The sequence below is a fragment of the Paraburkholderia unamae genome (assembly GCF_003268775.1).
GTDB lineage: Bacteria > Pseudomonadota > Gammaproteobacteria > Burkholderiales > Burkholderiaceae > Paraburkholderia > Paraburkholderia unamae.
On the sequence record NZ_QLSU01000022.1, the window covers coordinates 1 to 24,185 of the forward strand.

The following is a 24,185-nucleotide window of genomic DNA, read 5'->3' on the forward strand; positions in this document are numbered from 1 at the left end:
AGATGAAACTCACCTATGTGCCACGGACGTCAAGGCTCGCCGTGTTCGTCCTGCTTGCATGCGCGGGTGGCGCCGCTCCCGCGCAGGACACGTTACCCAGCGACTCCCAGATTGCCGCTATCGTCGTTAGTGCGAATCAGGCGGATATTGATGCGGGCAGACTTGCCGAATCGAAAGCGCAGAAGAAAGACGTCAGGACCTTCGCCCAGCGCATGGTGTCGGACCATACGAGCGTCAATGCGGCCGCCGTTGCGCTCGTCCATAAGCTCGGTGTTGTACCGCAGGACAATCCGGTCAGCGAAAGCCTGAAGCAGGGCGGAGAGACGAACGTCGATCATCTCAAGACCTTGCAGGGAGCGCAGTTCGATCGCGCCTATATCGACCATGAGGTGGTGTACCACGAACAGGTTATCGACGCCCTCGACAAGACATTGATCCCGGGTGCGAAAAACGCCGAGCTTAAGGCATTGCTGGTGAAAGTGCGGCCAGCTTTCGTGGCGCATCTTGATCACGCAAAGAGCGTGCAGGCTGCGCTGGGTGCTGCGCAATGAATCGGTTAGCCCTGGCTGCGCGGGGTGCGGCCGCGACAGCGTGTATTGCCGTTGCCGGACTTGCCGTTGCCGATCCCGCTGTCATCACGATTGAGCAGATGCAGTTCGCGCCGCCGAGCGTGACGATCCATGTCGGTGATACCGTGATGTGGGTGAACCGGGATCTGGTCACCCACAACGTGAGCGAGAAAGCGAAAGGATTCGATTCTGGCAGCATTGCGCCGGCTGGCTCATGGCGATACACGGCCACAAGACCGGGTCACTACTATTACACGTGCAGGTTTCATCCCGCGATGCGGGGGATAGTGATCGTGGAACCGAAATGAATGGGCGATGCGGAGAATGGAAATGTCTGATGTGAAGAACAGCACGACGCGTGATATCGACCTGCAAATTGTGCGACGCGTCGTAGCGGGAGATCTTCGCGCTTTCGAAGAGCTGATGCGACACCACAACCGTCGACTCTACCGGTTGGCGCGCGCCACACTGCGCAACGATGCGGATGCGGAGGACGCGTTGCAGGAGGCCTATTTGCAGGCCTTCAGAACGTTGGGCCAGTTTCGCGGCGATGCCGCGCTCGGCACGTGGCTCGCACGCCTCGTACTCAATGAGTGTCTTGGCAGGTTGCGCCGCGATGCGCGACGGCAAGGCAGGATGCCGATACTATCAGTTTGCCTGGATGAAGATCTGATGTTTGCAGATATGGACGCGACCTGTTTTCACTCGTGCTGCGCACCCGATCAGGAGGCCAGCCGTGCTGAGTTCCGCAGATTGCTCGAACGCAAGCTGGACAGTCTTCCCATAGCCTTCCGAACGGTGTTTGTGCTCAGAACTGTGGAAGAAATGAGCATTGAGGAAACTGCGCAGATGCTCGGCATTGCAGAAGCAACCGTGCGCAGCCGCCATTTTCGGGCGAGAGTCCTGTTGCGGGCGTCACTGGCGGAAGACCTGGAGCAGTCGGGCGCCGGACTATTTGAATTTGGCGGAAAAGGCTGTGATCGCATCGTAGCCGCGGTGCTAGCGCGGTTGGATATTAGCAACAGCGGGATGGATCGGTCGCGTGGTGGCGATCAGGCCTACCTGTCGAACTGGTACGCCGTCACGAATCACTCTCAGCGGTTTCGTCCGCACTGACACTACTCTCAAATATCCTGATGGCGTGGAACACCAACCATAGGCAACGCGTTCTTGAAGAAATACAGGCCGCCACAGGCGAGCCACTGGCGCCTGAACAGTTGAGAAGAATCGCGCCGACACGCCTGGAGGGAATCAACCTGCGCGGGACGTTCAATTTTCCGGTGGCTCGGTATGCGCACCGAATCCTTCCGAGTCTCGACAGTGATCTGCACGCTTCGACCGCAAGTCGCCGAGCCTGAGCTGAAGGCCAAAACACTGAGTCGCTGATGCAGCCAGCGTCTGCAGTTTCGGTCTTTCGTCACGGCGTGCGAATCAAACCGCTGGACTGTTACCGCCATCCACGCAATTGGGAAACCGCAGGGGTAGTCGGCAGGGATTTGATTTAAAACGAAATTTATACAGGGCCACAAGCCAGACCCGCGCCGGGCATAGGTGCGCCTAACCGGAGACCTGCACGAAAATCAAGGGCCCCCTCTATGCCAACGATCTGCGACCGCTCCGCGAAAGTGCTTGATGACCGCTTCTGGCTGACTTCGGTCCTGCCTCCCTCGCGCTATTGCCCCGCCCGTAAGAAGTCGATGGGATGGAGGTGGGGCGCTGACCGATGATCGCACTGCGCGCATTGCACAATCGTACGGCCGGTCAGATATGCGGGTTCAACATCGTGCCTCGGCATCGCCTTGCCCCACAGCGGCACAGATACTCGCGAAGGCTCTTAGCGCTCATGCCCGGTGGAACCTCAAGCGCGTAGTCGATAAACAGCTCCTCGCCGGCCTTGATGCTGCGTCGAGCCTGGATGAAGACGCGGCCAGACGCTTCAATTGCCTCGCAGTTTGCGGCACATGCGTGGTTCAGCCAACGTGCGCTGTTACCGCCGCGGGCGCCATCAATCACGCGGCCGTCTGACAGGCCGAAGAGGAATGTGTGGCCTTCGTGCTCGCGTCGGGCGCAATGGCGAGTAGCTTCGCGCCACGTTGTCACCAGCCCCTTGTATTCGAAAATTCGCTCCCCCGCATCGAGCGCGCGCAAGGCGAAGACTCCTTTGCCGTGGATCGGAGACTGGCGGACAGAGACGCGCTTCATTGCGGTGGAAAGACGTGTGTGGGGAGGTAAGTATACCGCGCGAAAATCTCGTGTCGGCAGAGGCGCGGCGTTTAAGCTTCGCGACAAGGAGGGATGAAGATTGGCGATCCGCGGCCGTTAATCTGTTGCATGGACCACATGACTTCAACCGCCACTGCCGTCGTAGAGTCGACCGTTTATACCATCGAGATCCTTCGCGATCTCTTCGGTATCGAGCTAGAGGAAACGGCAATCGACAAGCTGCTCTGTTGTGCGTACTTCGAGCACGTCACGCGCTGTGCCGACCTCAATCCTTGATGAGAATCCGTTGGCTGCGGTCAGTGTCGATGCGGAACTCGTCGATGCGGCCGGCGCGGACATCGAGAAGTAGCCGGTCCAGGTGATCAAGCTTTGTTGCTATCTCGCTGACCGATTTGAATACGACCGCGCCCGCTCTTCTTCCCGGACGCTGCATCCTGGGCGCGCAGCACGGTGCGAATCGCATCCGCACGCGACATGAAAATCGGGTTCATCCAATGCTCCTTCGTATTGCAGGGACCAGGATATCATGGCCATGGGAAGGGCAACGGGTTTGGCTGCGATTGCTTGAGTTGCAGCAACGATCGGTTCGCTTCCGACACCGCGCGAAACGGGCGATCAGCAAGCTTGTGGTAACCCGATGGTGTCAGGCGGTGCGCTTTTGTCGTTCGACGTGAGCATCGCGTGGTGAGCGATCGGGTGGTCTCGTAGCGACAGCTTCGGCACCGGCGAATTCGCTGATGAAGGACGCGGTTGAGCAGGTCGCACGTTCACGCGCTGCATGCCGCTGGAGAAAGCGCCGGGACCTTGGACAGGATCCCGGCGAAGCCGTCGGGCACAAGTGCGCTCACGACCGCGGAGGTACCCGAAGTGGAACGGACCCGCTCGCAACGGTGCGAGCGGGCGCGTTTCCTGAATGTGGGTGGAGCGCGCAGATTCACCGCGCGCCCGATAGCAGCCCCCGGCCACTCGCCGGGTTGGCGGGGTTACTGACCGAAGTAGACGGGCTTCATGCCGTCGTCGGCAGGGCGAAGGGCAACAGCCGCACCCGACGCGGAAGAACCACCGGCAACGCCGCCGACTGCATTGTTCTGGAGCGCAACCTTGACTTCGGCGGCCTGGATTGCGTCAGGATAGTGCGCCTGGTCGCCGTCCCCGACGTGGTAGCCAACCTTCTCGAGTTGAACGAGCTCGGCACGCACCTGCGCGCGAGTGACGGGCTGGTTCGACTGCGCGAACACAGCAACCGGAGCAGCAAGGGCAGCGGCGACAACAACGGCTTGAATAAGGTTCTTCATGATACTTACCTCCAGATTTTGTCTTGTGCTGGTCCGAACACCTTGTTCGTAACCATGAGGACAGTCTAGGTAAGCGAATGCTTAAGATTAAGTGCCCAGCGTGGAGGGGATTGTTGTCAGATTTGGGTAAACCCTGGTGTGATCCGCCCGACGTGTGCATACTGGAGATTGCGGTCAAAGACGGTCCGCCTCAGTAGGCGGGCGGGTCCATCGCGTGCGGGGCAAAGGCGCACAGGGGACACTCGCGAACGAGGCGGCGTGTCGACACGTCGGTGGGCTGGGCGGTCCGGACCCGCTTTGGCCGTCGGTTCGTGCACCCTCCGGCGGCCCGGGTTGCCGAATCGGGCCGGCGTCTCGCGCGCTGAGCGGGCGGCTGCGTCGCGCAGGCGGCGCGTCGCCGGTCGCGGGCCATAGCGGCTACAGATTACGCGTACGTGGCCGATATGCCGATGTGTGCGCAGAGCGCATGGTTGGGATGTGGCGGAGCGCCTTGGTCTGTTTGCCACCCAGCAAGAGGTCCCCGGAGCGAGTCATCACGGAAACGGTCGGAGAAATGATGGATGTGCTGTTTGCCGCGCACGCGGCCGTCAAGGACGTTGTGCCTGTTGTTGTGATGCGCCATCGCGCCGCTGGAATCTTGACGTGGTCGCTTTTGCACAAGATCGAATCGGAAGTTCTCGCTGAGGTGGCCGTATCGGGAAAACACAGCTCGCGTATTCTCGACATGCTTCGTGCCCCCGAGGGGCTGAACTATCCGAAAAACGACCATCCAGTCTCCTTCGAGGGTAGCGAATTCGTGCCGATCATATACGGCGAGATAGCCGACGCCTGGCGTCGCGTGAATTGACGACGGAGAAACTCATGGACACCCTACGCGCGAAGTTCGGAGAAGGGGCCGAACGGTTCATCGATCAGGCGATCTCTGCCGGCCTGCCACGGGATGAAGCTGTCGCTGTGCTCGGTATAGCCGAAAGGGCATCTGTTCAGGCTGGAATGGCGGCAGGCGAGGGCGTCGAGGCGGACTGCGTGGCGCTCGCCAGAAAGCGATTGGAAGCGATGTTCGGGAAGCAAGTCCACGCACTCGTGGCGAGTGCCGCGGCGGCGAACGATAAAAATCGTGCGTCGAAGTCAATGCACTGAAGAAGTACCTGCGCTGGCACCCGATCCGCTACTGCGGTGGCGGTATGGGGCAACGGTGATGGCGCGACCGCGTTGAACGACAAGGAATTGGAGAACAGAGTGGCAAGCTACCGTGAACTGCTGAAGCAACGTGAAGCGCTGCAACAGGAAATCGATGCGGCAAGAGGGCTGGAGGTCGCCGATGCGATTGAGAAGGTCCGTGCAATAGTCAGGGAATACGCGTTGACCCCAGAGCAGGTGTTTGTGCAATCGAAAGACAAGCACAGGCCCAGGTCAGGGGGCAAACGTGCGAAGTATCGCGACCCTGTGTCCGGTGCGACATGGAGCGGTTTGGGACGTGAGCCGACCTGGATTAAAGGGCAAGACCGGGAGCAGTTTCTCATCGAAGGCCGAGCGATGGAAACACGAAAATGAGCACGCACAAAATGGCGGAAACGATCGTTGCGTGGCTGCGTGAACGCCCCAGCGCGACCGTAAACGACATTGTCGCGTCGGGCCTTATGAGTTCGCGATCTGCATCAGACGCGGTGCAGTACGCTGTTCGATGTGGTGCGCTTGCGCGCGATGTCCGCCGCGGCGCCAGTGTAAAGGACCGCGTGCAATATCGGACAACGGGCATCGCGCTGCCCGCCGTGCGCCTGCGCGGCGCGGAGCCGTGCTTTGATGGCTTGCTACAGGCGTGGGGCATCGTTCTCAACCCTCCACAGCTTCGGGCTGGCGAGTCGCGAAGACACCAGATTGCCGACTACGAATAGGAAAAGACGTGCTCATCGCCAGCGCTATCTTGCCGTGGGCCAGTAATCTTGAAAGCAGTATCCTCGGGCGGGTCGAGCTGGTTCGAGGTCATTGAGATTGGGTCTTGCGCCAATTCTGCGCGAAAATCATCCCGTGAACAGTCGATCAGTATGTCGAAGCAGTTATCGCGGCGACCGCCGATCGGAACAGATCCAAAGTCGCGCAGCTGCGAGCTTCCGGAGATCGCAGCGAGGTCACGAAATCAAACGACAATGTCGGTGTCCGATGTAGCGCCATAGCCGCGCCGGCTAGCCAAATTCAATGGACGACGGGGAACGTGACGGACACTGGATGCCCAATTGTGGCGAGAGCGCGCTGCGCCTGCCTGGTGATCGCGATGGTCGCCGCGGTGGCTTGCGCGTTATACGAGATCCAGCGATCGCGCACAGGCGGAGATCAAGTGAAATCCGCTCGCTCTCAGTGCTCCGACGCGTTCCAGAACGCCGCGATGCGTATAAGCAAAAAGTACCGCGTAAGGATCGCAGTAGGTTCGGTGCACGTCGAGCGGCGCATCGAGCGCGGCGATGGAACAGACACTTTGGACTGCTCCGTGAGCGTTAGCGAAGGTGGCAGTTCACAATCGGATAGATGGACGGCAGAGTGGCGTCCCGGCGAGGCGGTCACGCTGCTGTCGGTCACGTTGCTTGGGGCCGAATTGGTCGATGAAGTGGTGAAGGGTACACAATGAAAAGCGCCAACGACGTATTGCTCTGCGACTTTTGCGGCAACAGTCAGCATGTTGCGAACCTGCTCATTCGGGGGATCTCTGATGCGGCGATATGTGACGAATGCGTCGATATGTGTACCGGGATCATCACGGAGCGTCGAGGCGAGGATAGAGAGCACCTGCCGAGGCTTTCCCGTGTTGCCAGAGCTTGGCTCTCCAGGGCCATCAAGAAGCGGTGAGATTAGGTCGCTTGCGCTGTTAAACAAAGCGCCCCCCTCGGTGTCCGAAAAAAACAGTTTCTGCACTTCGTTTCGCTCTCCCAAAATTCCGGTATTCGGATCGTCCTGTGGATAGCCGACTAGAGTCGGCCGTCTTGCTGATTTCAGGGTTTCAGGGCACGTGGGCCAATACGGCGACGACGAAGTAAGCCGATTTGGTTGAAAACGGACATTAGCTGTGTTTGCTGGCCTGTTTTGCCCACGGGCTCACTGGCAGCTAACGGGCAATAGTGCATTTAACAGAACGAAGGGGAGGTCGCCGGTAAATGCGAGCAGTATCGATTGGCAACCTGTCGTTTATCGCATTCGAAGATCGGCAGCCCGCGAGCTGGAGCCCGGACGCGGATGCACTGCGGAAAGTCGAAATGCTTGGAGTAAACCTCCATGGGATCTGACCAAGATCCAGCCTTATCCTCTGCAGGGCATAAGACTGAATCTTGGTTAGAGGCCCTCTACGGCCCAAACCCGGTCGAGCCAATCCCCCACCAGCCGCGCAATCGCTTCAGGCCGTTCTTCCTGTACGAAGTGAATGCCTTCGCCTGCCTCCACGATCTCGAGATTGCGGATCGTCTCGCGGCTCCAGCGCACGAGCGCATCGGTCATCAGGAAGCCGGGGTTGAAGGTGAGCAGTAGCTTCGGCGTCGGGCTGCTGCCGAGCCATTCCATCGCGAGTTCGAGAAACACAACGCTGGTTGCGGGCTCACCGTCGACAGGAAGATTGCGCGGCCCCGCGAGCACCGCCTTGCGTGAATCGGGCGCCGGAAAGGCCGACTGATATTCCTTGAGTGCATCCGCTCCCAGCGGCTTCAGAAAGAACCACGGAAACAGCTCCGTCATGAACCGGTTCTCTTCCAGAACGAAACGTTCGCCAACGCCTACCTGACGCAACCGCGCACGCGTGGCGATGAACTCGGCGGGCAGCGCGGCCGAATCCACACTGCGGATGACAGGTTCGAAGAAGGCTACCGCCTTCACGCGATCCGGATGACGGCTCGCCCAGTTCAATCCGAAGGCCGCGCCGTAGTCCTGCAGCACGAGCGTGACGTTGCGCAGATCCAGCGCGTCGAACCACGCGTCGACGTAGCGCTGCTGGTTGTCGAGTGTGTAGTCGATGTCGGGTTTGCCGGAGCGTCCGTAGCCAATGAGGTCGGGCGCAAGCAGACGTCCGCGTCCGGTCAGATCGCGAAAGATGTTCCGCCAGAGATAGGAACTCGTCGGATTGCCATGCAGAAACACGACCGGGTCGCCCGTGCCGTGTTCGACGGTGTGGAGGTGCGAGTCCAGTACGGGCACATCATGCCGTTTCACGTCGGGCCCAAAAGACTCTTCTTGCGTGTGTTGCACGGTGCTGGTCGACATATGGATGCTCGATGCAAGGCGGAGTTTTGTCAGACGCAGGCGTCCAGTCCGGCGACGCTGCGCGAGAGGAAAGAGGCGGAAGAGTGCGGTCGATTATTGAGTGCATGCTCGCCGCGCACAACGAACGAAAAGAGGTTTGTTTATGCCGACGCCGCTGCGCGCACCGTCACGTCGCCGTCAAGTGAATCGAAAGTCATTGCAGACAGGATTGTCTGCGATCCTGCTTTAACTTATTCGCTTAAGTTGTTTTCTTATCTGTAGATATTGGTTTGTTCGACGCATGCCGGAACGTACTGTTACGGCCATTGAGACTTCAATGGGCAGTGCATTGCACTGCGCGCAAACCATGCAAACCCTGCTGATAGATGGGCTCTGGTGTACACCGGACAGCGAAACGGCGATCGACGTAATCGATCCCAGCCACGACAAGACCTTTTCGACGATCGGACGAGGTAGTGCCGCCGACGTCGATCGCGCCGTTGCGGCGGCACGTCGCGCATCGCTTGGCGTGTGGCGGAACACCAGCGCGCTCGAGCGTGGACGTCTGCTCGCGCGTGCCGCTTCGCTCATCCTCGAACACGCCGACGAACTGGCGGCCATCGAGGCGCGCGATACCGGCAAGCCGTTGCGTCAGGCGCGAGCGGAGATCGACGTCACCGTGCGTTACTTTGAGTTCTATGGCGGCGCAGCCGACAAGGTCGCCGGCCACGTCATCCCGTTTCTTCAGGGGCATCAGGCGATCGCTGTGCGCGAACCGCATGGCGTGACCGCGCACATCATTCCGTGGAACTACCCGGCGGTGATGTTCGGCCGCTCGATCGCGCCGGCGCTCGCTGCGGGCAACGCGGCCGTGCTCAAACCAGCCGAAGACGCCTGCCTGACGGTGCTGCGCATCGCGCAACTGCTGATCGACGCCGGACTGCCGCCGGGCGTGCTGAACATCGTGACGGGGCTTGGCAGCGAAGCCGGGGCGGCATTGAGCGCCCATCCGGATATCGACTTCATTACCTTCACGGGTTCGCCGCAGGCCGGCACGCTCGTGCAGCAGGCGGCAGCGTTGCATCACACGCCTTGCGTGCTCGAACTGGGCGGCAAGTCGCCCCAAATTGTCTTCGATGACGCTGATTTCGACGCTGCGTTGCCGGCGATCGTCAACGCGATCGTTCAGAACGCCGGGCAGACGTGTTCGGCCGGCAGCCGGGTGCTGATCGCACGCTCGCGCTATGACGAATGGCTGGCGCGACTCGCCGCGACCTTTCGCGAACTGAAGGTCGGCGTGCCCGAAGGCAATCACGCGTGCGGACCGCTCATCAATCGCCGGCAATGGCAGCGCGTGGCGGGGCTGGTCGACGCCGCAATTGGCGAAGGCGTCGAGCGCATCGCTACCAGCAGCATCGCGAGCGACGCGCCGCAGGCGGGCTATTTCTACGCGCCGACGCTGCTTGGCAACGTGCCGCGCACGCACCCCATCGCGATCGAGGAAGTCTTCGGGCCAGTGCTGTGCGCGCTGCCCTTTGACGATGAAGACGATGCCGTCGCGCTCGCCAATGCGACGTCGTATGGGCTCGTTACGGGTGTCTGGACGCGTGACGGCTCGCGTCAGTCGCGTGTCGCGCGGCAGGTGCGCAGCGGTCAGGTCTTCATCAACTGCTATGGCGCGGGCGGCGGGGTTGAACTGCCGTTCGGCGGTGTCGGCAAGAGCGGATACGGCCGCGAAAAGGGCCTCGCCGCGCTGGACGAAATGTCGGTCATCAAAACCGTGGTGCAACGCTATGAGTAAGGCAGCCGCGCTGCTCGACACGTCAGGCGGCGATACGGCCCGCGCGACGGTGCCGGACGAGGCTGGCGCGCCTCGCCGTGCCGCACGGCCGGCCGATCTCGAAACCGAACTGCGCAGACGCATTGCCCGGCAGATCGTGCCGCCGGGCGCGCTGTTGCGTGAGGTGGACATCGCCGACGAATTCGGCGTGTCACGCGCCCAGGTGCGCGAAGCGTTCGTCGGTCTTGCGTTGCGTGGGCTGATCGACCGCATTCCGAACAAGGGGGCGGTGGTGAGCCGGCTCGACTTCGACCAGATCGTCGAGATCTTCACCGTGCGCGAGCCGCTGGAAGGCATGTGTGCGCGCCTCGCTGCGCAGAACTCGACACCCGACACGTGGGCGCCGCTCGTCGAGCTGTTCGACGAAGCCATGCCGCGCTATCTGAAGGAAGGCGATTTCGAATCCTTCACCGAAACCTATCAGCGCTTCCGGCTGCAGATCATCGAAGCGGCCAGCCATCGCACCTTGCGCGACATGCTCGACAGCATCGGCGACAAGATCAGCGTACTCACGCGCCGCATCATCATTTTGCCGGGGCGCGGCGAACAGGCGCTCAAGGAGCATCGCGCGGTGCTCGATGCGCTGCATCGCGGCGATGGAGACGCGGCCGAAGCGCTGCGCAAGGAAAACATGCGTAGCGGACTCGAATGGTTCGTGCGCTATCGCAACTTCGTACTGTGAGACCCGGATGAGCGACCCTACCGACCGGATGCCGCACGACGCGGCGCACGCTATGCCCCTGCCGCTCGCCGGCCTGCAGGTGCTGGAACTCGGCTCGACGGTGGCCGGCCCATTCTGCGGCCGGCTGCTCGCCGATTTCGGCGCGCATGTCATCAAGGTCGAGCCGCCCGAGGGCGACCCGCTGCGCACGATGGGCGAACACTGCAACGGAACCTCGCTGTACGCCGCGAGCATCCTCCGCAACAAGTCGCTCGTGACGATCGATCTGCGTCAGCCAGAAGGCCGCGCGCTCGCCCGTGAACTGGCGCTGAAAAGCGACATCGTCGTGGAGAACTTCAAGCCGGGCAGTCTGGAGAAATGGGGCCTTGGCTACGACGAGCTAAGCGCGATCGACCCGCGGCTCATCATGGTGCGCATCAGCGGATACGGACAGACCGGTCCGTATCGCGAGCGCGCGGGTTACGGCGTGATCAGCGAAGCGATGAGTGGCATCCGCCACATGACGGGCGATCCGGATCGCCCGCCCGCACGTGTTGCCGTGTCGATGACCGACTACCTGACGGGGCTGTATGCCGCGTTCGGTGCGACGCTTGCCGTGCTGTCGCGGCAGCAGACCGGGCGCGGGCAGTGCGTCGATGCCGCGCTGTATGAAAGCGCCTTCAGCATGATGGAGCCGTTCGTGCCGGCGTTCGCGCAACACGGCACGGTGCCGGCGCGCAGCGGCTCGCGTCTGGCGGGCAGCGTGCCCAACAGCCTCTATGAAAGCGCCGACGGCAGCTTCATCGCGATTGCGGCGATGGCGGATGCGGTCTACCGCCGGCTTGCCCATGCGATGGACCGCGCCGATCTCGCTACCGACGCGCGTTACGCGAACGCGGCCGCCCGCATCCGCAATCAGGCGGCGCTGGACGACGAAATCGCGCGCTGGTGCGCGTCTCTCCCGGTTGCGGCACTCGAAACGCGGCTGCATGAACACGAAGTGCCTGCGTCGCGCGTCTTCACGATGGCCGACATCTTCGCGGATCCGCACTTCCAGGTGCGCGGCATGTTGCGACGCGTGCCGCACGACGCACTCGGCGATGTCACGGTGACGGCGCCCTTGCCGCAACTGTCCGGCACGCCAGGGGCGATCCGTCATGCGGGCGGCGCGCCCGGGCGCGACAGCGAACGCATCCTCAAGGACGTGCTCGGAAAATCATCCGAAGAGTACGCGCGGCTGGTCGAAGCGGGCATCGTGCGCGCGTCGCGGAGCACGGCATGAACGCCGGACTCGATCGCGAAGTGGAAGAACTGCAACGGCGCCATGCGTGGGCCGAGCAGATGGGCGGGGTGACGTCGGTGGCGCGCCATCATGCGGCAGGGCGCCTGACCATCCGCGAGCGCATCGCGCACGTGGTGGACGAGCACTCGTTCCAGGAGGTCGGCAAACTGACGGGCCAATCGATCGAGGCCGATGCGGACGGCCGCAAGGTCATGCCTGCCCCTTACGTGATGGGGCTCGCGCAGATCGATGGACGCAACGTCGCGATCGGCGGCGAAGACTTCACCGTGCGTGGCGGCGTGAGCTGGGCGGGCGACCGGCGCAAAGGCGGTCAGGGCGGGTTTGTCGAAGACCTCGCATATGAATACCGGATTCCCCTCGTCAACCTGATCGACGGCAGCGGCGGCTCGGTGACCGGCGCGCTTAAGCGCGGTCACACGGTCTTTCCGGGCGTGCATGGTTTCGAGCGTTCGGTGGCGCTGATGGATCGCGTGCCGGTGGTGAGCGCCGTGCTCGGCGCAGCCGCGGGCGGTCCCGCAGGGCGCGCGGTGCTGTCGCATTTCTCGGTGATGGTGCGCGGCCAGAGTCAGGTGTTCTGCACCGGACCGGCCGTCGTCGGACGCTCGCTGGGCAAGACGCCCGAGCGCGAGGCGCTGGGCGGCAGCCGTGTCGCAGTGGATACGGCCGGCACCATCGATCAGGCCGTCGACACCGAAGAAGAAGCCTTCGAACTCATCCGGCGCTTTCTGAGCTATCTGCCGCAGCATGCGGGGCAAACGCCGCCGGTGCTGCCGCCCAACGATCCACCCGGACGCCGTGAGGAATTCCTGCTCGATATCGTGCCCTCCGACCGGCGCCGCCCGTACGACATGCGGCTGCTCGTGTCGATGGTGGTCGACGACGATTCGTTCTTCGAGCTTCAGCCGACGCATGGCGCGTCGGTGATCTGCGCATTCGCACGCCTCGGCGGGCATGTGGTCGGCGTGATCGCCAACAACCCGCAAAGCGGCGGCGGGGCGCTCGACGTGCATGCCGCGCGCAAGCAGACGCGCTTTATCGGGCTGTGCGACACGTTCCATATCCCGCTGGTCTTCTTCGTCGATATTCCTGGCTTCATGGTGGGTGTGCAGGCCGAACGCGACGGCGTGCTGCGCGCGGGAATGGACGCGGTCGCTGCCGCCGTGCGTGCACGCGTGCCGAAGCTCACCGTCGTCGTGCGCAAGTGCTATGGCATGGGCGGCATGGCGACCACCGAGAAGAACGGGCTCGGTCTGAAGCTCGCGTGGCCGTCGGCGGAGTGGGGTTCGCTGCCGATCGAAGGCGGCGTGGATGTCGCCTTCCGGCGCGAGATCGCCGCCGCCGACGATCCGGCGCAGCGCCGCACGGAACTGGAAGCGCAACTGCGCGAACTGGCCTCGCCGTGGGCGACCGCGCAGGCGTTCGGCGTGGAAGACATCATCGATCCGCGGGATACCCGGCGTTATCTCTGCCGTTTCGTGTCGGCCATGCAGGCCCGGCTCGCGCACGAAGCGCAACATCGTGGAGCCGTATCTTGAAATCCGCTCATGCGTGGCGTCTGCCCGCCTTGCGCCACAAGGCGACCGCCTGGCTGCTGCCGCTCGCCATCGTGCTGCTGTGGCAACTGGGCTCGTCGCTTGGCGTCATTCCCGCGACCCTGCTGCCGTCGCCGCTCTACGTGCTGGGTACGCTCCAGTACCTCGCCACCAACGGCGACCTGTGGCGCGACGTGCGTGCAAGCGGCATCCGCGTGATCGAGGGCTATCTGCTCGCGGCGGTCGTGGCCATCGCGCTCGGCGTTGGGATGGGGCTGTACCGCCCGTTCAACCGCGTGGTCGATTCGCTGATGCAGGTGCTCAAGCCAGTGCCGCCCATCGCGTGGATCCCGCTGTCGATCCTCTGGTTCGGTATCGACGAGGGCGCGAAGATTTTCATCATAGTGCTCGGCGCGTTCTTTCCGATCCTGACCAGCACCGTCGATGCGATCCGCCAGACCGACGCGCGTTATGTCGAACTCGCGAAAGTGCTCGAACTGCCGCGCCGCCTGTTCATCTTCCGGCTGATGATTCCCGGCGCGCTGCCGCAGATCATCAGTGGGCTGCGCCTGGGTCTCGCGATGGCGTGGATGTGCGTGGTCGCGGCGGAACTGATCGCGGCGTCGAGCGGCATCGGCTTTCTCATCATGGATGGACGCGCGATGTCGCAGGCCGATCTCGTCATCGGCGGGATGCTGGTGCTCGGTGTGCTCGGCAAGCTGACCGACGACCTGCTGCGTCTCGTCGAAAAACGTCTGGTGCGCTGGCGCGCCCATTTCGCAGGATTGTGAGCATGAGCAACGCATACGCAGGAGCAGAGGCAGAAGCACAGGCGCTCCGCGCGCCGGCCGCAAGGGTCAGACGCGAAGGCGCGGCGGCCAGCGTGCCGGTTGCGATCGAGAACGTCAGCAAGACATTTACGCGCCCCGACGGCGACGCGGTGCCGGTGCTCGCGGGCATCGACCTGACGGTCGCGGCCGGCGAGGTGTTGTGCGTACTCGGCGCGAGCGGTTGCGGCAAGAGCACGCTGCTGCGCATCGTCGCGGGGCTCGAGCGCGCCGACGCAGGGCGCGTGGTGGTCGGATCGGCGGTGGTCGAAGCGGCGGGTCTCGATCGCGGTTTCGTGTTTCAGGATCACCGGCTCGTGCCGTGGATGAGCGTGCAGCAGAACGTCGAACTCGCGTTGCATCGGCATCCGGAAGCGGAGCGCCGGCGGATCGCCGAAGAAAAGCTGGCGCTGGTCGGGCTGAGTGCGTTTCGCGACGCCTGGCCGGGGCAGCTATCGGGCGGCATGGCGCAGCGCGTGGCGATTGCCCGCACGCTCGCGCAACGCCCGCGCGTGCTGCTGATGGACGAGCCGTTTGGCGCGCTTGACGCGATCACTCGCATGCAGTTGCAGGACGAGTTTCTGAGCCTGCAGGCGAGCGAGGGCATCACCACGATTCTCGTCACACACGACATCGAAGAAGCGGTGTATCTCGGCGATCGCATCGTCGTGCTCTCCGCGCGACCCGGGCGTGTGCGGCATATCGCGCGGGTCGATCTTACGCGTCCGCGCAACCGCGCCGATCCGGCGTTCGGCCAGCAGCGGATCGCGCTCTACGAGCAGTTCTTCGCGCACTCGCAGGATGCGGCAACGCTTGCCTGAGCGCACGCGCGAACGCTTCATTCGTACCTCTTCAAAACCACACGACGCTAATCGCAGAAACGGAGAACCAATGAAACGCTACTTCAACCTGGCCGCCGCAACCGTTGCCGTCTTGCTCGGCATCGGTGCCCACGCCGCGCACGCTGCCGACACGCTGAAACTCGGCTTCATGCCCTTCGTGCCGTATTCGGCCAGCCTCGTCGCCAAACAGAACGGCTGGGTCGAGGAAGAACTGAAGAAGGAAGGGCTCGGCGACGTATCGGTGAAATGGGTTCAGTTCGCAGGCGGCCCACCCGTCAACGAGGCGATGGCGTCGCACAATATCGACATCGCTGCGCTCGGCGATACGCCAGCACTGGTCGGCCGTGCGTCGGGTATCGACGATCGCATGATCGGGCTGTCGTACAAGGGCGGCGCGGCGCAGGCGCTGGTGGTGCGTAGCGACTCGCCCATCAAGTCGATCGACGAACTCAAGGGCAAGAAAGTCGCGACCCTGCGCGGCGGCAATGTGCACGAACTGCTGGTGCTGATCCTGCAAAGTGCAGGGCTCAAGCTGTCGGACGTCGAGTTCGTGAACCTCGGTCTGGACGACATGGGCACGGCGCTTCTGAAAGGCGATATCGACGCGGCGCTCGTCTGGGATCCGGTTTTCGTCCGGCTCGATACGACCCATCAGATTCGCGTGCTGCGCACCGGAGCGGGCCTGAAGAGCAATCTGAATCCGATCATCGCGTCGGCGGACGTGCTCAAGCAGCACCCGAAGTATGTGACGGCCTATCTGCGCGCCATCCAGCGCGGTGCGGACGAACTGCGCCAGCATCCGCAGGCCGCCGCGACGCAGCTCGCGCCGGTGTTCGGTCTGACCCCGCAACAGACGCTCGTCGCGTTCTCGCGCTCGGAATTCGTGCCGCCCGTCGATGCCAGCGCACGTGCCGAACTCAAGCGATCGGTGACGTTCCTCCAGGACAACCGCCTGACGCGTAACGCGGTGGACGTGGATACGTTCATCGACATTCCGGCGGCGCACTGACGATGAGCCACGCATCGCTGTTTGATCTCACCGGACGTCATGCGCTGGTGACAGGCGGCGCGGACGGACTCGGCGCGGGCATCGCGCGGGCGCTGGCTCGCGCGGGTGCGCGGGTCGGCGTCATCGATATCGCGCCGGTGCCCGATGCGGTGCTCGCCAAGTGGTCCGCCGAAGGACAGCCCGTTTTTGCGCGGCAGGCCGACCTTGCGGATCGCGACGCGCTGCACAGCGCCACGCACGACGTGCTGCAACGCTTCGATGGCCGCATCGACATTCTCGTCAACAATGCGGGGCACCAGTTTCGCGCACCGGGGCACACGCATTCGATCGAAGACTGGGATGCCACGCTCGCGCTCAACGTGACCGCGGCGTTCCTGATGAGCCAGATCATCGGCCGCACGATGATCGAACGGCGCGCGGGCAAGATCATCAACCTCGCGTCGATCCGCAGTTTTGCGGGATCGACGGGCGCGCTGGCGTACGGCGTCAGCAAGGGCGGCGTCGCGCAGCTCACGCGTTCGCTCGCGTGCGACTGGGCGCCATTCGGCGTGCAGGTCAACGCAATTGCGCCGGGTTTCATGCGCACCGCGCTCACTGATGCACTAGCAGGCGATGCAGCGGCCGTCGAGAGAACGCTCGAGCGCATTCCGGCACGACGCTGGGGCACGCCCGATGACCTCGCCGGGCTGGCGGTGTTTCTCGCGTCGGCCGCATCGGACTACGTGAACGGCGCCATCATCCCTTGCGATGGAGGTTTCCTTGCCAACTGATCTCGTCGGAGCAGCATCGCTGGGCGACTGGCATCTGTACGCGCGCAATGCGTGCGGGACGCGCTTCGGCGCGCTTCGCGATCTCGTGCTGGCGGCGGAAACGGCGGGCGCGACGGCCTTCGTGGTCGGAACCGAAGAGGGTGGGTTCGAGCCGCTTACGTTGCTGTGTGCGCTGGCGGGTATTACTTCGCGCATCGGGCTGGTCGCCGGAATCGATCCGCGGGTGGTGCCGCCGTACACCGCGGCGCGTCGTCTCGCCGCACTCGATCACGCGAGCAATGGACGTGCAGGCTGGCATCTCGCCCGCACGGTCGACGAAGCGCAACGACGTGAGTACCTGCAGGTGGTGCATGCGTTGTGGGACAGTTGGGCGCCAGATGTGCATCACTGCGACAAGGACTCGGGGGTGTACGTCGATGCGTCCCGCGTGCAGGCCGTGCAGCACGAGGGCGCGCACTACCAGGTGGCGGGGCCGCTCGACATTCCGCGTCCGCAGCAGGGTCACCTGCCGCTTTATGCGATGGACGAAGTAGCGGGCGATGAACCGCACGCCGACGTGCAGCCACTCGCAAGCGAGCGTGTCACGTTCGGGCCATTCACCGTTGCCGTCACGCCGCTAAGTTACCGGCACGCAGTACCAGACGACGCATCGACTCCGGGACGCGATGCGCTCGTCCATCTGCCAGCGGATGCCGCCATGTGGCCGGATTTTGTCGCCGCGCTGGCGCGACATGCACGTGGCATATCGCCGGAACGCATGACGCTGCGTGCGCGCCTGCAACTCGACTCGCCGGGATTGGCTCGCACGAAGGAGGCGCTTTGAGTATCGACCGCAAGTTGATCCTGTTCGTCAATGCGCTAGTCACCGGGCATCACGAGGCGGCCTGGCGACTGCCGGGTGCACAGCCCGGCCGGTTGCGCGACATTGCCTACTACCAGGAAATTGCGCAGATCGCCGAGCGTGGTCAATTTGACGCCATGTTCGTCGCTGATTTCTTCGTGTTCTATCCGGGCGTGCAGCACAGTCCGCGCTGGGAACTCGATGCCGTCACGCTGATGGCGGGCGTGGCCGCGACGACCTCGCATCTCGGCCTCATCGCGACCGGTTCGGTAACCTTCTCCAGTCCGGAAGAAATCGCGCGAACGTTCTCGACGCTTGATCACGTAAGCAATGGACGCGCGGCCTGGAATATCGTCACGACCGGCGAACCGGCCGCGAGCGCGAACTACGGGCAGACCAAACCGGTACCGCACGCGCAGCGTTACGCACGCGGTGCGCAGACCGTCGAGGAAGTCCATGCGTTATGGCGCGCGGGCGAGCACGGCAATGCACGCATTCCAGCGCCGGTTCAGGGGCGGCCACTGCTGGTTCAGGCCGGCTCCTCGCCGGACGGACGCGACTTCGCTGCGCGCTACGCCGACGTGGTGTTTACCGCGCAGAACACGCTGGAAGCCGCGCGTGAATTTCGCACCGACATTCGCGAGCGCGCGCGCTCGAATGGCCGCGATCCGGACAGCATCAAAGTGATTCCGGGCTTCAGTCCGTCGATCGGCACAACCGCGGACGAGGCGTTGCGCCGCAAACGCGAACTCGATGCGTTGATCGCACCCGAGGCTTCGCTCGCGTGGCTGGCGGGCTTCGGTATCGATCTGTCGGGCGTGGCGCTCGATGCGCCATTACCTGCGGAACTCGGCGACATCGAGAAATTCGAGGGTATTCGCAGCCGCTTCAGCGTGATCGCCGGGGTGATCGAACGCGCCCGTCCGCAGACCGTGCGCGAACTGCTGGCACTGCTCGCAGGCAGCCGTGGACATGTGGCGGTCTCGGGCACACCGGCCGATATCGCCGCGCATATCGAAGCGTGGTTTCGCGGCGAGGCGGCCGACGGCTTCATGCTGATGCCGCATGTGCTGACCGAAGACCTCGAAACCTTCGTGGACGAAGTGGTGCCGTTACTGGCGCGCGCCGGTATTCTGCGCGACCCATCGGCGGGCATCGGGCAATCGCAGACGCTGCGCGAGCGCCTGGGGATGAATGAATCAACGATCGACGATCAACATGAGGCGGGGTAAATCGCAATGAGCAGACGGTTTGAAGGAAAGGTGGCATTCGTTTCGGGCGGCGCCCGCGGCTTGGGTGCATCGCACGCGCGGCGCTTCGTTGCCGAAGGCGGGCGCGTCGTGATCGGCGATCTGCTGGATCGCGAAGGTGAGGCGCTGGTCGCCGAACTGGGCGAGGCCGCGCGCTACGTGCATCTGGACGTGATCGACGAAGCCTCGTGGCAGGTGGCGCGCGAGGCGGCGGAAGCGGCCTTCGGGCCGCTTTCGATCCTTGTCAACAATGCGGGTATCCAGAAGCTCGGTAGCACGCTCGATTCGAGCCTCGAGGACTTCGACGCCGTGGTGAAGGTGAATCTGCACGGCACGTTTCTCGGCACGAAGACGATCGCGCCGTCGCTGATCGCTGCGGGCGGTGGCAGCATCATCAACGTCTCGTCGATTGCGGGGATGATCGGCCTGCCGAACACGGTCGGCTATGTGGCCGCGAAATGGGCGGTGCGCGGTTTGACGAAGGCGTCGGCGCTGGAACTCGGGCCGCACAAGATTCGCGTGAACTCGATTCACCCCGGACGTATCGTGACCGAGTTGACGGCGGGGCTGAACAGCCCGATCCGTCCGAACCAGCTGATTCGCGAGCCGGGTCAGCCGCAGGACGTGTCGAACCTCGTTGCGTTCCTTGCGAGCGACGAATCGCGCTTTAGCACCGGGTGCGAATTTATCGTCGATGGCGGGCGATATGTGGGCGAGAACGATCCCGTCGCATAACGGGTGAAAGACGTGCCGTCCGCCAGCATGAGCGGGCGGCGCGTCGCTATCGTTGCGAGCCCTTCAAGCGGCTTCTGCTGTCACGCCCAATACCTCTTCAAATATCTGGGCGAACAAATCGGCCAGATCGAACGCGAACTGGGGGTAGCGGCAAGGTGAGCGTTTATGCTCTGCAGAGTCTAAGTGTTTACCTTGTTCGGCCCCCTCCATCGGTTAGTCTGGTGGTCAAACCGTGTCGCTTACGTCATCGAGCGCAACGGCCTTGCTCTTGAGTTGCCATTCTCGATTGCACTCGAAGTTTCGAAGTTGATCATCGGCGATGAGTCTGCGGATCGTAATCGGCGCGGTTAAGCCGGGACGGTTAGGCCCGCATCCGCTCCGGCCGAGCGCTCGGGGCGTGGGGGAGGCGTCGCACATCCTCGCATTACGACGAGGCGATGGCCAGTGAGCCGGTGCTCGCCAATTGGGGTGCCTTTGATTTTCGTGCATTTTTCCGGTTAGGTGCACCTAAGCCGCTCAAGGCTCAGCCTAGTGACCCCGTATAAATTCACTTTCTAATCAAAGCACTGCTGATTACCCATCACGGCGACCAGCGACAGGCGGTCGAAGGAGCGGGATACCGAACTCCAGTGTGGCGGCGGCTAACCGCTCTCCCGGAAAGGCTCACTTGAGCCACCTAAGCCTCTCGTTGATGCAGTTCATCTCGAGGCTGCATTGCTCTTGGGTTGCGGGAAGTCCTCGGTGTTGATCCCATTGCGCGGTTCGTGGAGGCGTCTCGGGCGCAGAACTTGCGCAACGCAATTGCGCTGTCCATTGTCGGCTTGACGGTCGAGCAGGGCGCACTTGTAAGCCTGGTGACGTCGGCGTAAGCTGCCGATAGGAGATGGCATTCCTCCCCTAGAACCGCCCCCAACGGGGCTAATGATGCCTACAGGCCTGGGAACAGGTGCTGCAGGCGTGCGCGGGAACCGCGCGAGGCCCTCCGTGCCTGACTGCCGCTGCGGCAGATCCCAGATCGTGATCATCCTTTTCGGCTAGCCGATCGAGCCGAAGGATTCCGTGCGCGCTGATGAAGCCCGCGAGCGGTGGGGGTATCGATGGGATTCCATAGCATTCTCTTTGAAAGGCCAAAAGACGGCCCGCCGTCCGGCGATGTTGACGAACCGGACTTCTTCGGCGACCTCAATCTCGACCAGTTCGTGACCGATGTGACGCGCGGGCTCGACGAATACAACCTCACTCCGTTTTTTCGCACCGAACTGAACGGGGAGAGCGCAGTCAGGTACCGGCACGAGGTCATGCGAGACCTCGACAATCCTGATGTACTGCTTCCCGTGCAGGCGTTCGCACTCGTCATGCGAAAAGTGCGCGCCTGTCTTGGAGACGTCCAGAAGTTCTACTACAAGCCGCAGAAGCAATGGTGGTTCCTTGAAGCGGCTTCGCGTTACTGTCAGGGAATGTTAGCGTTCTCCAGCCAGCTGACAGATGCACGGCCACCGTCCAGAGGATTGAAAGCGTTTAGCGTCTGGCTCAAGGAACATGTGGATTCCGAAGCATTTATTAGCCTGTCGCGTGATATCGACGAAACACGGTCGGCGCTGGCCGGGGTGCGCTACAGCATTCATCTCCACGGAAGTGCTGTCACGGTCCTGAACTACAACGAGGAGGGGGACTACAGCACGTACGTTCTTCATCTCTTCGAGCGCTTCAAGCAAGGTGAAGCCAGGGACCATCGCGTGGCGCAGAAAGACTGGCCCGAGATGAACCACGTAGAGGCCCAGATCCTGGACTGTGTGGCCGAACTCAATCCTCAACCGTTTCTTTTGCTCGAAGCGTTCTGCGGCAACCATGCAGATTTTCTCGACCCAACCATTGCCGCCTTCGACCGGGAGATCCAGTTCTACATCGCGTATCGCAGCTATATCCAGTTGTGTCGCGATGCGGGACTGACGTTCAGCTATCCGATCGTATCGGCTGAATCAAAGGCCGTTCGCTGCAACGGTACTTTCGATCTCGTGCTGGCCCACAAGCTCTGCACCGATAAGGTGTATGTCGTCTGCAACGATTTCTGTCTTGACGACCCCGAGCGGATATTTGTGGTCTCCGGGCCGAACAACGGAGGAAAAACGACATTCGCTCGAACCTTCGGGCAGCTGCACTTTCTGGCGAGGCTGGGCCTGCCTGTCCCGGGGCGCGACTCGCATCTCTTTCTCTACGATCGGCTCTTTGCACACTTCGAACGCGAGGAAAACACCCTGGACATGCGCGGCAAGCTTCAGGATGACCTCATGCGAATGCATGGCATCCTCAAAGCGTCCACTGCCAGCAGCATCATCCTCATGAACGAGATTTTCAGCTCGACGACGCTCGCGGACGCGCTGTTTCTCTGCCGGCAAATCATCGGCGAGATCATGGAGCGAGACGCGCTCTGCGTCTGTGTGACGTTCATCGAAGAACTCGCGCGACTGGGCCCACAGACCGTGAGCATGGTAAGCGAGATCAACCCCGACCGACCCTCGGTCCGTACGTTTCGTGTCCGCAGGCGTCCGGCCGATGGCCGCGCATACGCGCTGTCCATCGCCGAGCAATATGGTCTCACCTATGAACGTATCAGGGAGCGCCTGGCATCATGAAAGCCTATCTGCTCCATGAAGCGAATGACTTCCCATGGGGGCGCGACGATTTCTGGAACGAACGTACCCTCAACCAGGACCTGGAGCTGAACACGCTTTACAGGGCCATGTCCGCAAACGACGACTATCTATATGACACGGTCAGAAAGGTTCTTCCCCTGAGCCTCAGTGATCTCGATGCCATCCTTTACCGGCAGGCTGTCCTCAGGGACTGTGTCGAACACGAAGAGACAGTCAGACAGCTTTACGCCATGGCGGTCGAAGCGCTTGAGGTTGAACGCAAGACGTTCTATTGGGCCTTGTCAGCGTCGCCCAGCAGTGTGCTGCACAGTGCGCGAGATCTGATTCAGGCGATGCTCGGTGTGTTGGGCAAGCTTCGCCGGGTCGCTGACGACAACGTCGGGAAGTTCGTGTCGGCCGGCTTCCGGCGCTTTTATGCGATGGTGATGGAAGAGTTGACGGACGACTATTTCGTCAGCATCACGCGGTGCCTGAAGGAGCTGAAGTTCAGCAGTGGCGTCCTCATCAGCGCGCGTCCCGGGCGTGGGAACAAGGGCGAAGACTACGTGCTCCGCAAGCCTCACGAAAAGGACCTGAATCTTTTCAAGCGACTGCTCGCAAAAGGGCCGCCATCCCGGACTTTTCATATCGCGGAGCGGGATGAAAACGGCGCGCGGGCTGTCTCGGAGCTCGAGGCAAGAGGCCTCAATTACGTGGCGAACGCGCTGGCGCAATCGGCCGATCACATCAAGAGTTTCTTCTTCATGCTCCGGGCCGAGCTTGGCTTTTATCTTGGCTGCCTCAACCTGCGTCACGAGCTTTCAAGCCGCGGGATGCCGGTCTGCTTTCCCGCGGTGCACCCACCAGGTGAGCGTCACCACCGTTTCCAGAAGCTGTATGACGTCAGTCTCGCATTGCGTATGCAGCAGCCACCCGTTGCGAACGACGTCGATGCAACAGGTAAAGACCTCATCGTGGTGACCGGCGCAAACCAGGGTGGCAAGTCGACGTTTCTGCGCAGTATTGGCATCGCCCAGATGCTGTTACAGGCTGGCATGTTTGTGGGTGCCGCGGAATTTGAGGCGAATGTGGCGCAGGCGATCTTCACGCACTACAAGCGCGAAGAGGACGCCACGATGCACGGCGGCAAATTCGACGAGGAACTGAAACGCATGAGCGAGGTGGTCGATCATCTGGTGGAAAACGACCTGTTCCTTTCGAACGAGTCGTTCGCGTCGACCAACGAGCGGGAAGGCTCGGAGATTGGTCGGCAGATCGTGGATGCGCTGCTGTCCCATCACGTAAAGGTTGTTCTCGTGACGCATCTGTTTACCCTGGCGAAGGGCCTCTACGATGACGATCCGTATCCGGGGACGTTTCTGCGGGCCGAACGCCGGGACGACGGCGTCCGCACTTTCAGGCTCGTGGAGGACGAGCCGCTGCAGACAAGCTTCGGCCAGGATCTTTATCAGGAGATATTCGGCACAGGTCAGGCCGCGCCGGACGACAGCGCCAAGTCCGAGGGTACCTTGTCTGGGGTCGACGAGTCTTGACACGCTGGCGATCCTCGCGCCGATCGAGGCTGTCCGGCGTCGGGGCAGTTACCCATGCAAAGCCGGTGCGTCTCGACGACGGCG

At 62.5% G+C, this 24,185-nt stretch carries 28 protein-coding genes, 1 pseudogene and 1 riboswitch; of the genes and pseudogenes, 24 read left to right on the top strand and 5 right to left on the bottom strand.

Features of this window, described 5'->3' with window-relative positions:
* Positions 1-2 precede the first annotated feature (2 nt).
* From C7401_RS29465 to C7401_RS29480, 4 genes and pseudogenes are all read left to right on the top strand, one after another.
* Positions 3-551, top strand: a complete 549-nt coding sequence (locus C7401_RS29465; RefSeq protein ID WP_112174929.1) for a DUF4142 domain-containing protein — start codon at positions 3-5, stop codon at positions 549-551.
* Positions 548-877, top strand: a complete 330-nt coding sequence (locus tag C7401_RS29470) for a cupredoxin domain-containing protein (protein ID WP_112174930.1) — start codon at positions 548-550, stop codon at positions 875-877. The genes C7401_RS29465 and C7401_RS29470 overlap by 4 nt, the downstream gene beginning before the upstream one ends.
* Before the next feature lie 22 nt (positions 878-899).
* A complete protein-coding gene (locus C7401_RS29475; protein WP_112175061.1) occupies positions 900-1,685 on the top strand; it encodes an RNA polymerase sigma factor in 786 nt (261 codons plus the stop codon).
* Positions 1,628-1,927 (top strand): annotated as a pseudogene (locus C7401_RS29480) (Tn3 family transposase); the annotation flags it as partial. The gene C7401_RS29475 and the pseudogene C7401_RS29480, both read left to right, overlap by 58 nt.
* 403 nt (positions 1,928-2,330) lie before the next feature.
* On the opposite strand, the gene C7401_RS29485 reads toward C7401_RS29480, so the two are convergent.
* Positions 2,331-2,771 carry an SET domain-containing protein gene (locus tag C7401_RS29485; RefSeq protein WP_112174931.1) on the bottom strand — a complete coding sequence of 147 codons (441 nt, stop codon included), beginning with the start codon at positions 2,769-2,771 and terminating at the stop codon, positions 2,331-2,333.
* 138 nt (positions 2,772-2,909) lie between these two features.
* On the opposite strand from C7401_RS29485, the gene C7401_RS45115 reads away from it, so the two are divergent.
* Complete coding sequence (locus C7401_RS45115; RefSeq protein ID WP_208948906.1) at positions 2,910-3,068, top strand: hypothetical protein; 159 nt, start codon at positions 2,910-2,912, stop codon at positions 3,066-3,068.
* On the opposite strand, the gene C7401_RS46155 is transcribed toward C7401_RS45115, so the two are convergent.
* The 3 genes from C7401_RS46155 to C7401_RS29500 form a co-directional block, all read right to left on the bottom strand.
* Positions 3,058-3,171 carry a hypothetical protein gene (locus C7401_RS46155; RefSeq protein WP_373864467.1) on the bottom strand — a complete coding sequence of 38 codons (114 nt, stop codon included), beginning with the start codon at positions 3,169-3,171 and terminating at the stop codon, positions 3,058-3,060. The two genes, C7401_RS45115 and C7401_RS46155, sit on opposite strands and share 11 nt — an antisense overlap.
* Positions 3,155-3,283, bottom strand: a complete 129-nt coding sequence (locus C7401_RS45700; protein ID WP_258397278.1) for a hypothetical protein — start codon at positions 3,281-3,283, stop codon at positions 3,155-3,157. Before C7401_RS45700 ends, C7401_RS46155 begins: the two co-directional genes overlap by 17 nt.
* Before the next feature lie 492 nt (positions 3,284-3,775).
* Positions 3,776-4,087 (bottom strand): DUF4148 domain-containing protein, encoded by a 312-nt coding sequence (locus C7401_RS29500; protein ID WP_112174934.1) that lies wholly within the window; start codon positions 4,085-4,087, stop codon positions 3,776-3,778.
* 553 nt (positions 4,088-4,640) lie between these two features.
* Here C7401_RS29500 and C7401_RS29505 point away from each other — a divergent pair.
* The 6 genes from C7401_RS29505 (at position 4,641) to C7401_RS46160 (ending at position 6,928) form a co-directional block, all read left to right on the top strand.
* Positions 4,641-4,934 carry a DUF2471 family protein gene (locus C7401_RS29505; RefSeq protein WP_224043855.1) on the top strand — a complete coding sequence of 98 codons (294 nt, stop codon included), beginning with the start codon at positions 4,641-4,643 and terminating at the stop codon, positions 4,932-4,934.
* Between the two features lie 14 nt (positions 4,935-4,948).
* On the top strand, positions 4,949-5,227 hold the full coding sequence (locus tag C7401_RS29510; RefSeq protein WP_112174935.1) for a hypothetical protein: 279 nt from the start codon (positions 4,949-4,951) through the stop codon (positions 5,225-5,227).
* Positions 5,228-5,326: 99 nt separating this feature from the next.
* Positions 5,327-5,641: an H-NS histone family protein gene (locus C7401_RS29515; protein WP_112175063.1), complete on the top strand. Its 315-nt coding sequence runs from the start codon at positions 5,327-5,329 to the stop codon at positions 5,639-5,641.
* On the top strand, positions 5,638-5,982 hold the full coding sequence (locus C7401_RS29520) for a hypothetical protein (protein WP_112174936.1): 345 nt from the start codon (positions 5,638-5,640) through the stop codon (positions 5,980-5,982). Before C7401_RS29515 ends, C7401_RS29520 begins: the two co-directional genes overlap by 4 nt.
* Positions 5,983-6,422: 440 nt before the next feature.
* Entirely contained in the window at positions 6,423-6,710 is a 288-nt protein-coding gene (locus tag C7401_RS29525; RefSeq protein WP_133254425.1) for a hypothetical protein, read from the top strand.
* A complete protein-coding gene (locus tag C7401_RS46160) occupies positions 6,707-6,928 on the top strand; it encodes a ClpX C4-type zinc finger protein (RefSeq protein ID WP_112174938.1) in 222 nt (73 codons plus the stop codon). Before C7401_RS29525 ends, C7401_RS46160 begins: the two co-directional genes overlap by 4 nt.
* Before the next feature lie 480 nt (positions 6,929-7,408).
* Here the strand turns inward: C7401_RS46160 and C7401_RS29535 are convergent, their stop codons facing one another.
* Entirely contained in the window at positions 7,409-8,326 is a 918-nt protein-coding gene (locus C7401_RS29535) for a haloalkane dehalogenase (protein ID WP_112174939.1), read from the bottom strand.
* A 346-nt stretch (positions 8,327-8,672) separates the two neighbouring features.
* Between C7401_RS29535 and C7401_RS29540 the strand changes: the two genes are divergently transcribed.
* The 13 genes from C7401_RS29540 (at position 8,673) to C7401_RS29600 (ending at position 24,101) form a co-directional block, all read left to right on the top strand.
* Positions 8,673-10,106, top strand: a complete 1,434-nt coding sequence (locus C7401_RS29540) for an aldehyde dehydrogenase family protein (protein WP_112175064.1) — start codon at positions 8,673-8,675, stop codon at positions 10,104-10,106.
* On the top strand, positions 10,099-10,827 hold the full coding sequence (locus tag C7401_RS29545) for a GntR family transcriptional regulator (protein ID WP_112174940.1): 729 nt from the start codon (positions 10,099-10,101) through the stop codon (positions 10,825-10,827). Before C7401_RS29540 ends, C7401_RS29545 begins: the two co-directional genes overlap by 8 nt.
* Positions 10,828-10,855: 28 nt before the next feature.
* Positions 10,856-12,088, top strand: coding sequence for a CaiB/BaiF CoA transferase family protein (locus C7401_RS29550; RefSeq protein ID WP_112174941.1), 1,233 nt, complete (start codon positions 10,856-10,858; stop codon positions 12,086-12,088).
* Positions 12,085-13,644 (top strand): acyl-CoA carboxylase subunit beta, encoded by a 1,560-nt coding sequence (locus tag C7401_RS29555; protein ID WP_112174942.1) that lies wholly within the window; start codon positions 12,085-12,087, stop codon positions 13,642-13,644. The genes C7401_RS29550 and C7401_RS29555 overlap by 4 nt, the downstream gene beginning before the upstream one ends.
* A complete protein-coding gene (locus tag C7401_RS29560; protein WP_181565721.1) occupies positions 13,641-14,432 on the top strand; it encodes an ABC transporter permease in 792 nt (263 codons plus the stop codon). Before C7401_RS29555 ends, C7401_RS29560 begins: the two co-directional genes overlap by 4 nt.
* Positions 14,433-14,434: 2 nt before the next feature.
* Positions 14,435-15,289, top strand: a complete 855-nt coding sequence (locus tag C7401_RS29565) for an ABC transporter ATP-binding protein (protein ID WP_112174943.1) — start codon at positions 14,435-14,437, stop codon at positions 15,287-15,289.
* Positions 15,290-15,359: 70 nt separating this feature from the next.
* Positions 15,360-16,319 (top strand): aliphatic sulfonate ABC transporter substrate-binding protein, encoded by a 960-nt coding sequence (locus tag C7401_RS29570; protein WP_112174944.1) that lies wholly within the window; start codon positions 15,360-15,362, stop codon positions 16,317-16,319.
* A 2-nt stretch (positions 16,320-16,321) separates the two neighbouring features.
* Complete coding sequence (locus tag C7401_RS29575; RefSeq protein WP_112174945.1) at positions 16,322-17,089, top strand: SDR family NAD(P)-dependent oxidoreductase; 768 nt, start codon at positions 16,322-16,324, stop codon at positions 17,087-17,089.
* Complete coding sequence (locus C7401_RS29580; protein WP_112174946.1) at positions 17,067-17,912, top strand: LLM class flavin-dependent oxidoreductase; 846 nt, start codon at positions 17,067-17,069, stop codon at positions 17,910-17,912. The genes C7401_RS29575 and C7401_RS29580 overlap by 23 nt, the downstream gene beginning before the upstream one ends.
* Complete coding sequence (locus C7401_RS29585) at positions 17,909-19,162, top strand: LLM class flavin-dependent oxidoreductase (RefSeq protein WP_208948904.1); 1,254 nt, start codon at positions 17,909-17,911, stop codon at positions 19,160-19,162. The genes C7401_RS29580 and C7401_RS29585 overlap by 4 nt, the downstream gene beginning before the upstream one ends.
* 6 nt (positions 19,163-19,168) lie before the next feature.
* On the top strand, positions 19,169-19,915 hold the full coding sequence (locus tag C7401_RS29590; RefSeq protein WP_112174947.1) for an SDR family oxidoreductase: 747 nt from the start codon (positions 19,169-19,171) through the stop codon (positions 19,913-19,915).
* Positions 19,916-20,785: 870 nt separating this feature from the next.
* Positions 20,786-20,853, top strand: a riboswitch (Fluoride riboswitch).
* Between the two features lie 159 nt (positions 20,854-21,012).
* On the top strand, positions 21,013-22,548 hold the full coding sequence (locus tag C7401_RS29595; protein WP_112174948.1) for a MutS-related protein: 1,536 nt from the start codon (positions 21,013-21,015) through the stop codon (positions 22,546-22,548).
* On the top strand, positions 22,545-24,101 hold the full coding sequence (locus tag C7401_RS29600; RefSeq protein ID WP_112174949.1) for a MutS-related protein: 1,557 nt from the start codon (positions 22,545-22,547) through the stop codon (positions 24,099-24,101). The genes C7401_RS29595 and C7401_RS29600 overlap by 4 nt, the downstream gene beginning before the upstream one ends.
* Positions 24,102-24,185 lie beyond the last annotated feature (84 nt).

Coding starts and splice junctions, on each gene's coding strand:
- C7401_RS29465 (WP_112174929.1), top strand. CDS start 3: ATGAAACTCACCTATGTGCCACGGACGTCAAGGCTCGCCGTGTTCGTC.
- C7401_RS29470 (WP_112174930.1), top strand. CDS start 548: ATGAATCGGTTAGCCCTGGCTGCGCGGGGTGCGGCCGCGACAGCGTGT.
- C7401_RS29475 (WP_112175061.1), top strand. CDS start 900: ATGTCTGATGTGAAGAACAGCACGACGCGTGATATCGACCTGCAAATT.
- C7401_RS29485 (WP_112174931.1), bottom strand. CDS start 2,771: ATGAAGCGCGTCTCTGTCCGCCAGTCTCCGATCCACGGCAAAGGAGTC.
- C7401_RS45115 (WP_208948906.1), top strand. CDS start 2,910: ATGACTTCAACCGCCACTGCCGTCGTAGAGTCGACCGTTTATACCATC.
- C7401_RS45700 (WP_258397278.1), bottom strand. CDS start 3,283: ATGAACCCGATTTTCATGTCGCGTGCGGATGCGATTCGCACCGTGCTG.
- C7401_RS29500 (WP_112174934.1), bottom strand. CDS start 4,087: ATGAAGAACCTTATTCAAGCCGTTGTTGTCGCCGCTGCCCTTGCTGCT.
- C7401_RS29505 (WP_224043855.1), top strand. CDS start 4,641: ATGATGGATGTGCTGTTTGCCGCGCACGCGGCCGTCAAGGACGTTGTG.
- C7401_RS29510 (WP_112174935.1), top strand. CDS start 4,949: ATGGACACCCTACGCGCGAAGTTCGGAGAAGGGGCCGAACGGTTCATC.
- C7401_RS29520 (WP_112174936.1), top strand. CDS start 5,638: ATGAGCACGCACAAAATGGCGGAAACGATCGTTGCGTGGCTGCGTGAA.
- C7401_RS46160 (WP_112174938.1), top strand. CDS start 6,707: ATGAAAAGCGCCAACGACGTATTGCTCTGCGACTTTTGCGGCAACAGT.
- C7401_RS29535 (WP_112174939.1), bottom strand. CDS start 8,326: ATGTCGACCAGCACCGTGCAACACACGCAAGAAGAGTCTTTTGGGCCC.
- C7401_RS29540 (WP_112175064.1), top strand. CDS start 8,673: ATGCAAACCCTGCTGATAGATGGGCTCTGGTGTACACCGGACAGCGAA.
- C7401_RS29545 (WP_112174940.1), top strand. CDS start 10,099: ATGAGTAAGGCAGCCGCGCTGCTCGACACGTCAGGCGGCGATACGGCC.
- C7401_RS29550 (WP_112174941.1), top strand. CDS start 10,856: ATGCCGCACGACGCGGCGCACGCTATGCCCCTGCCGCTCGCCGGCCTG.
- C7401_RS29555 (WP_112174942.1), top strand. CDS start 12,085: ATGAACGCCGGACTCGATCGCGAAGTGGAAGAACTGCAACGGCGCCAT.
- C7401_RS29565 (WP_112174943.1), top strand. CDS start 14,435: ATGAGCAACGCATACGCAGGAGCAGAGGCAGAAGCACAGGCGCTCCGC.
- C7401_RS29570 (WP_112174944.1), top strand. CDS start 15,360: ATGAAACGCTACTTCAACCTGGCCGCCGCAACCGTTGCCGTCTTGCTC.
- C7401_RS29575 (WP_112174945.1), top strand. CDS start 16,322: ATGAGCCACGCATCGCTGTTTGATCTCACCGGACGTCATGCGCTGGTG.
- C7401_RS29580 (WP_112174946.1), top strand. CDS start 17,067: ATGGAGGTTTCCTTGCCAACTGATCTCGTCGGAGCAGCATCGCTGGGC.
- C7401_RS29590 (WP_112174947.1), top strand. CDS start 19,169: ATGAGCAGACGGTTTGAAGGAAAGGTGGCATTCGTTTCGGGCGGCGCC.
- C7401_RS29595 (WP_112174948.1), top strand. CDS start 21,013: ATGGGATTCCATAGCATTCTCTTTGAAAGGCCAAAAGACGGCCCGCCG.
- C7401_RS29600 (WP_112174949.1), top strand. CDS start 22,545: ATGAAAGCCTATCTGCTCCATGAAGCGAATGACTTCCCATGGGGGCGC.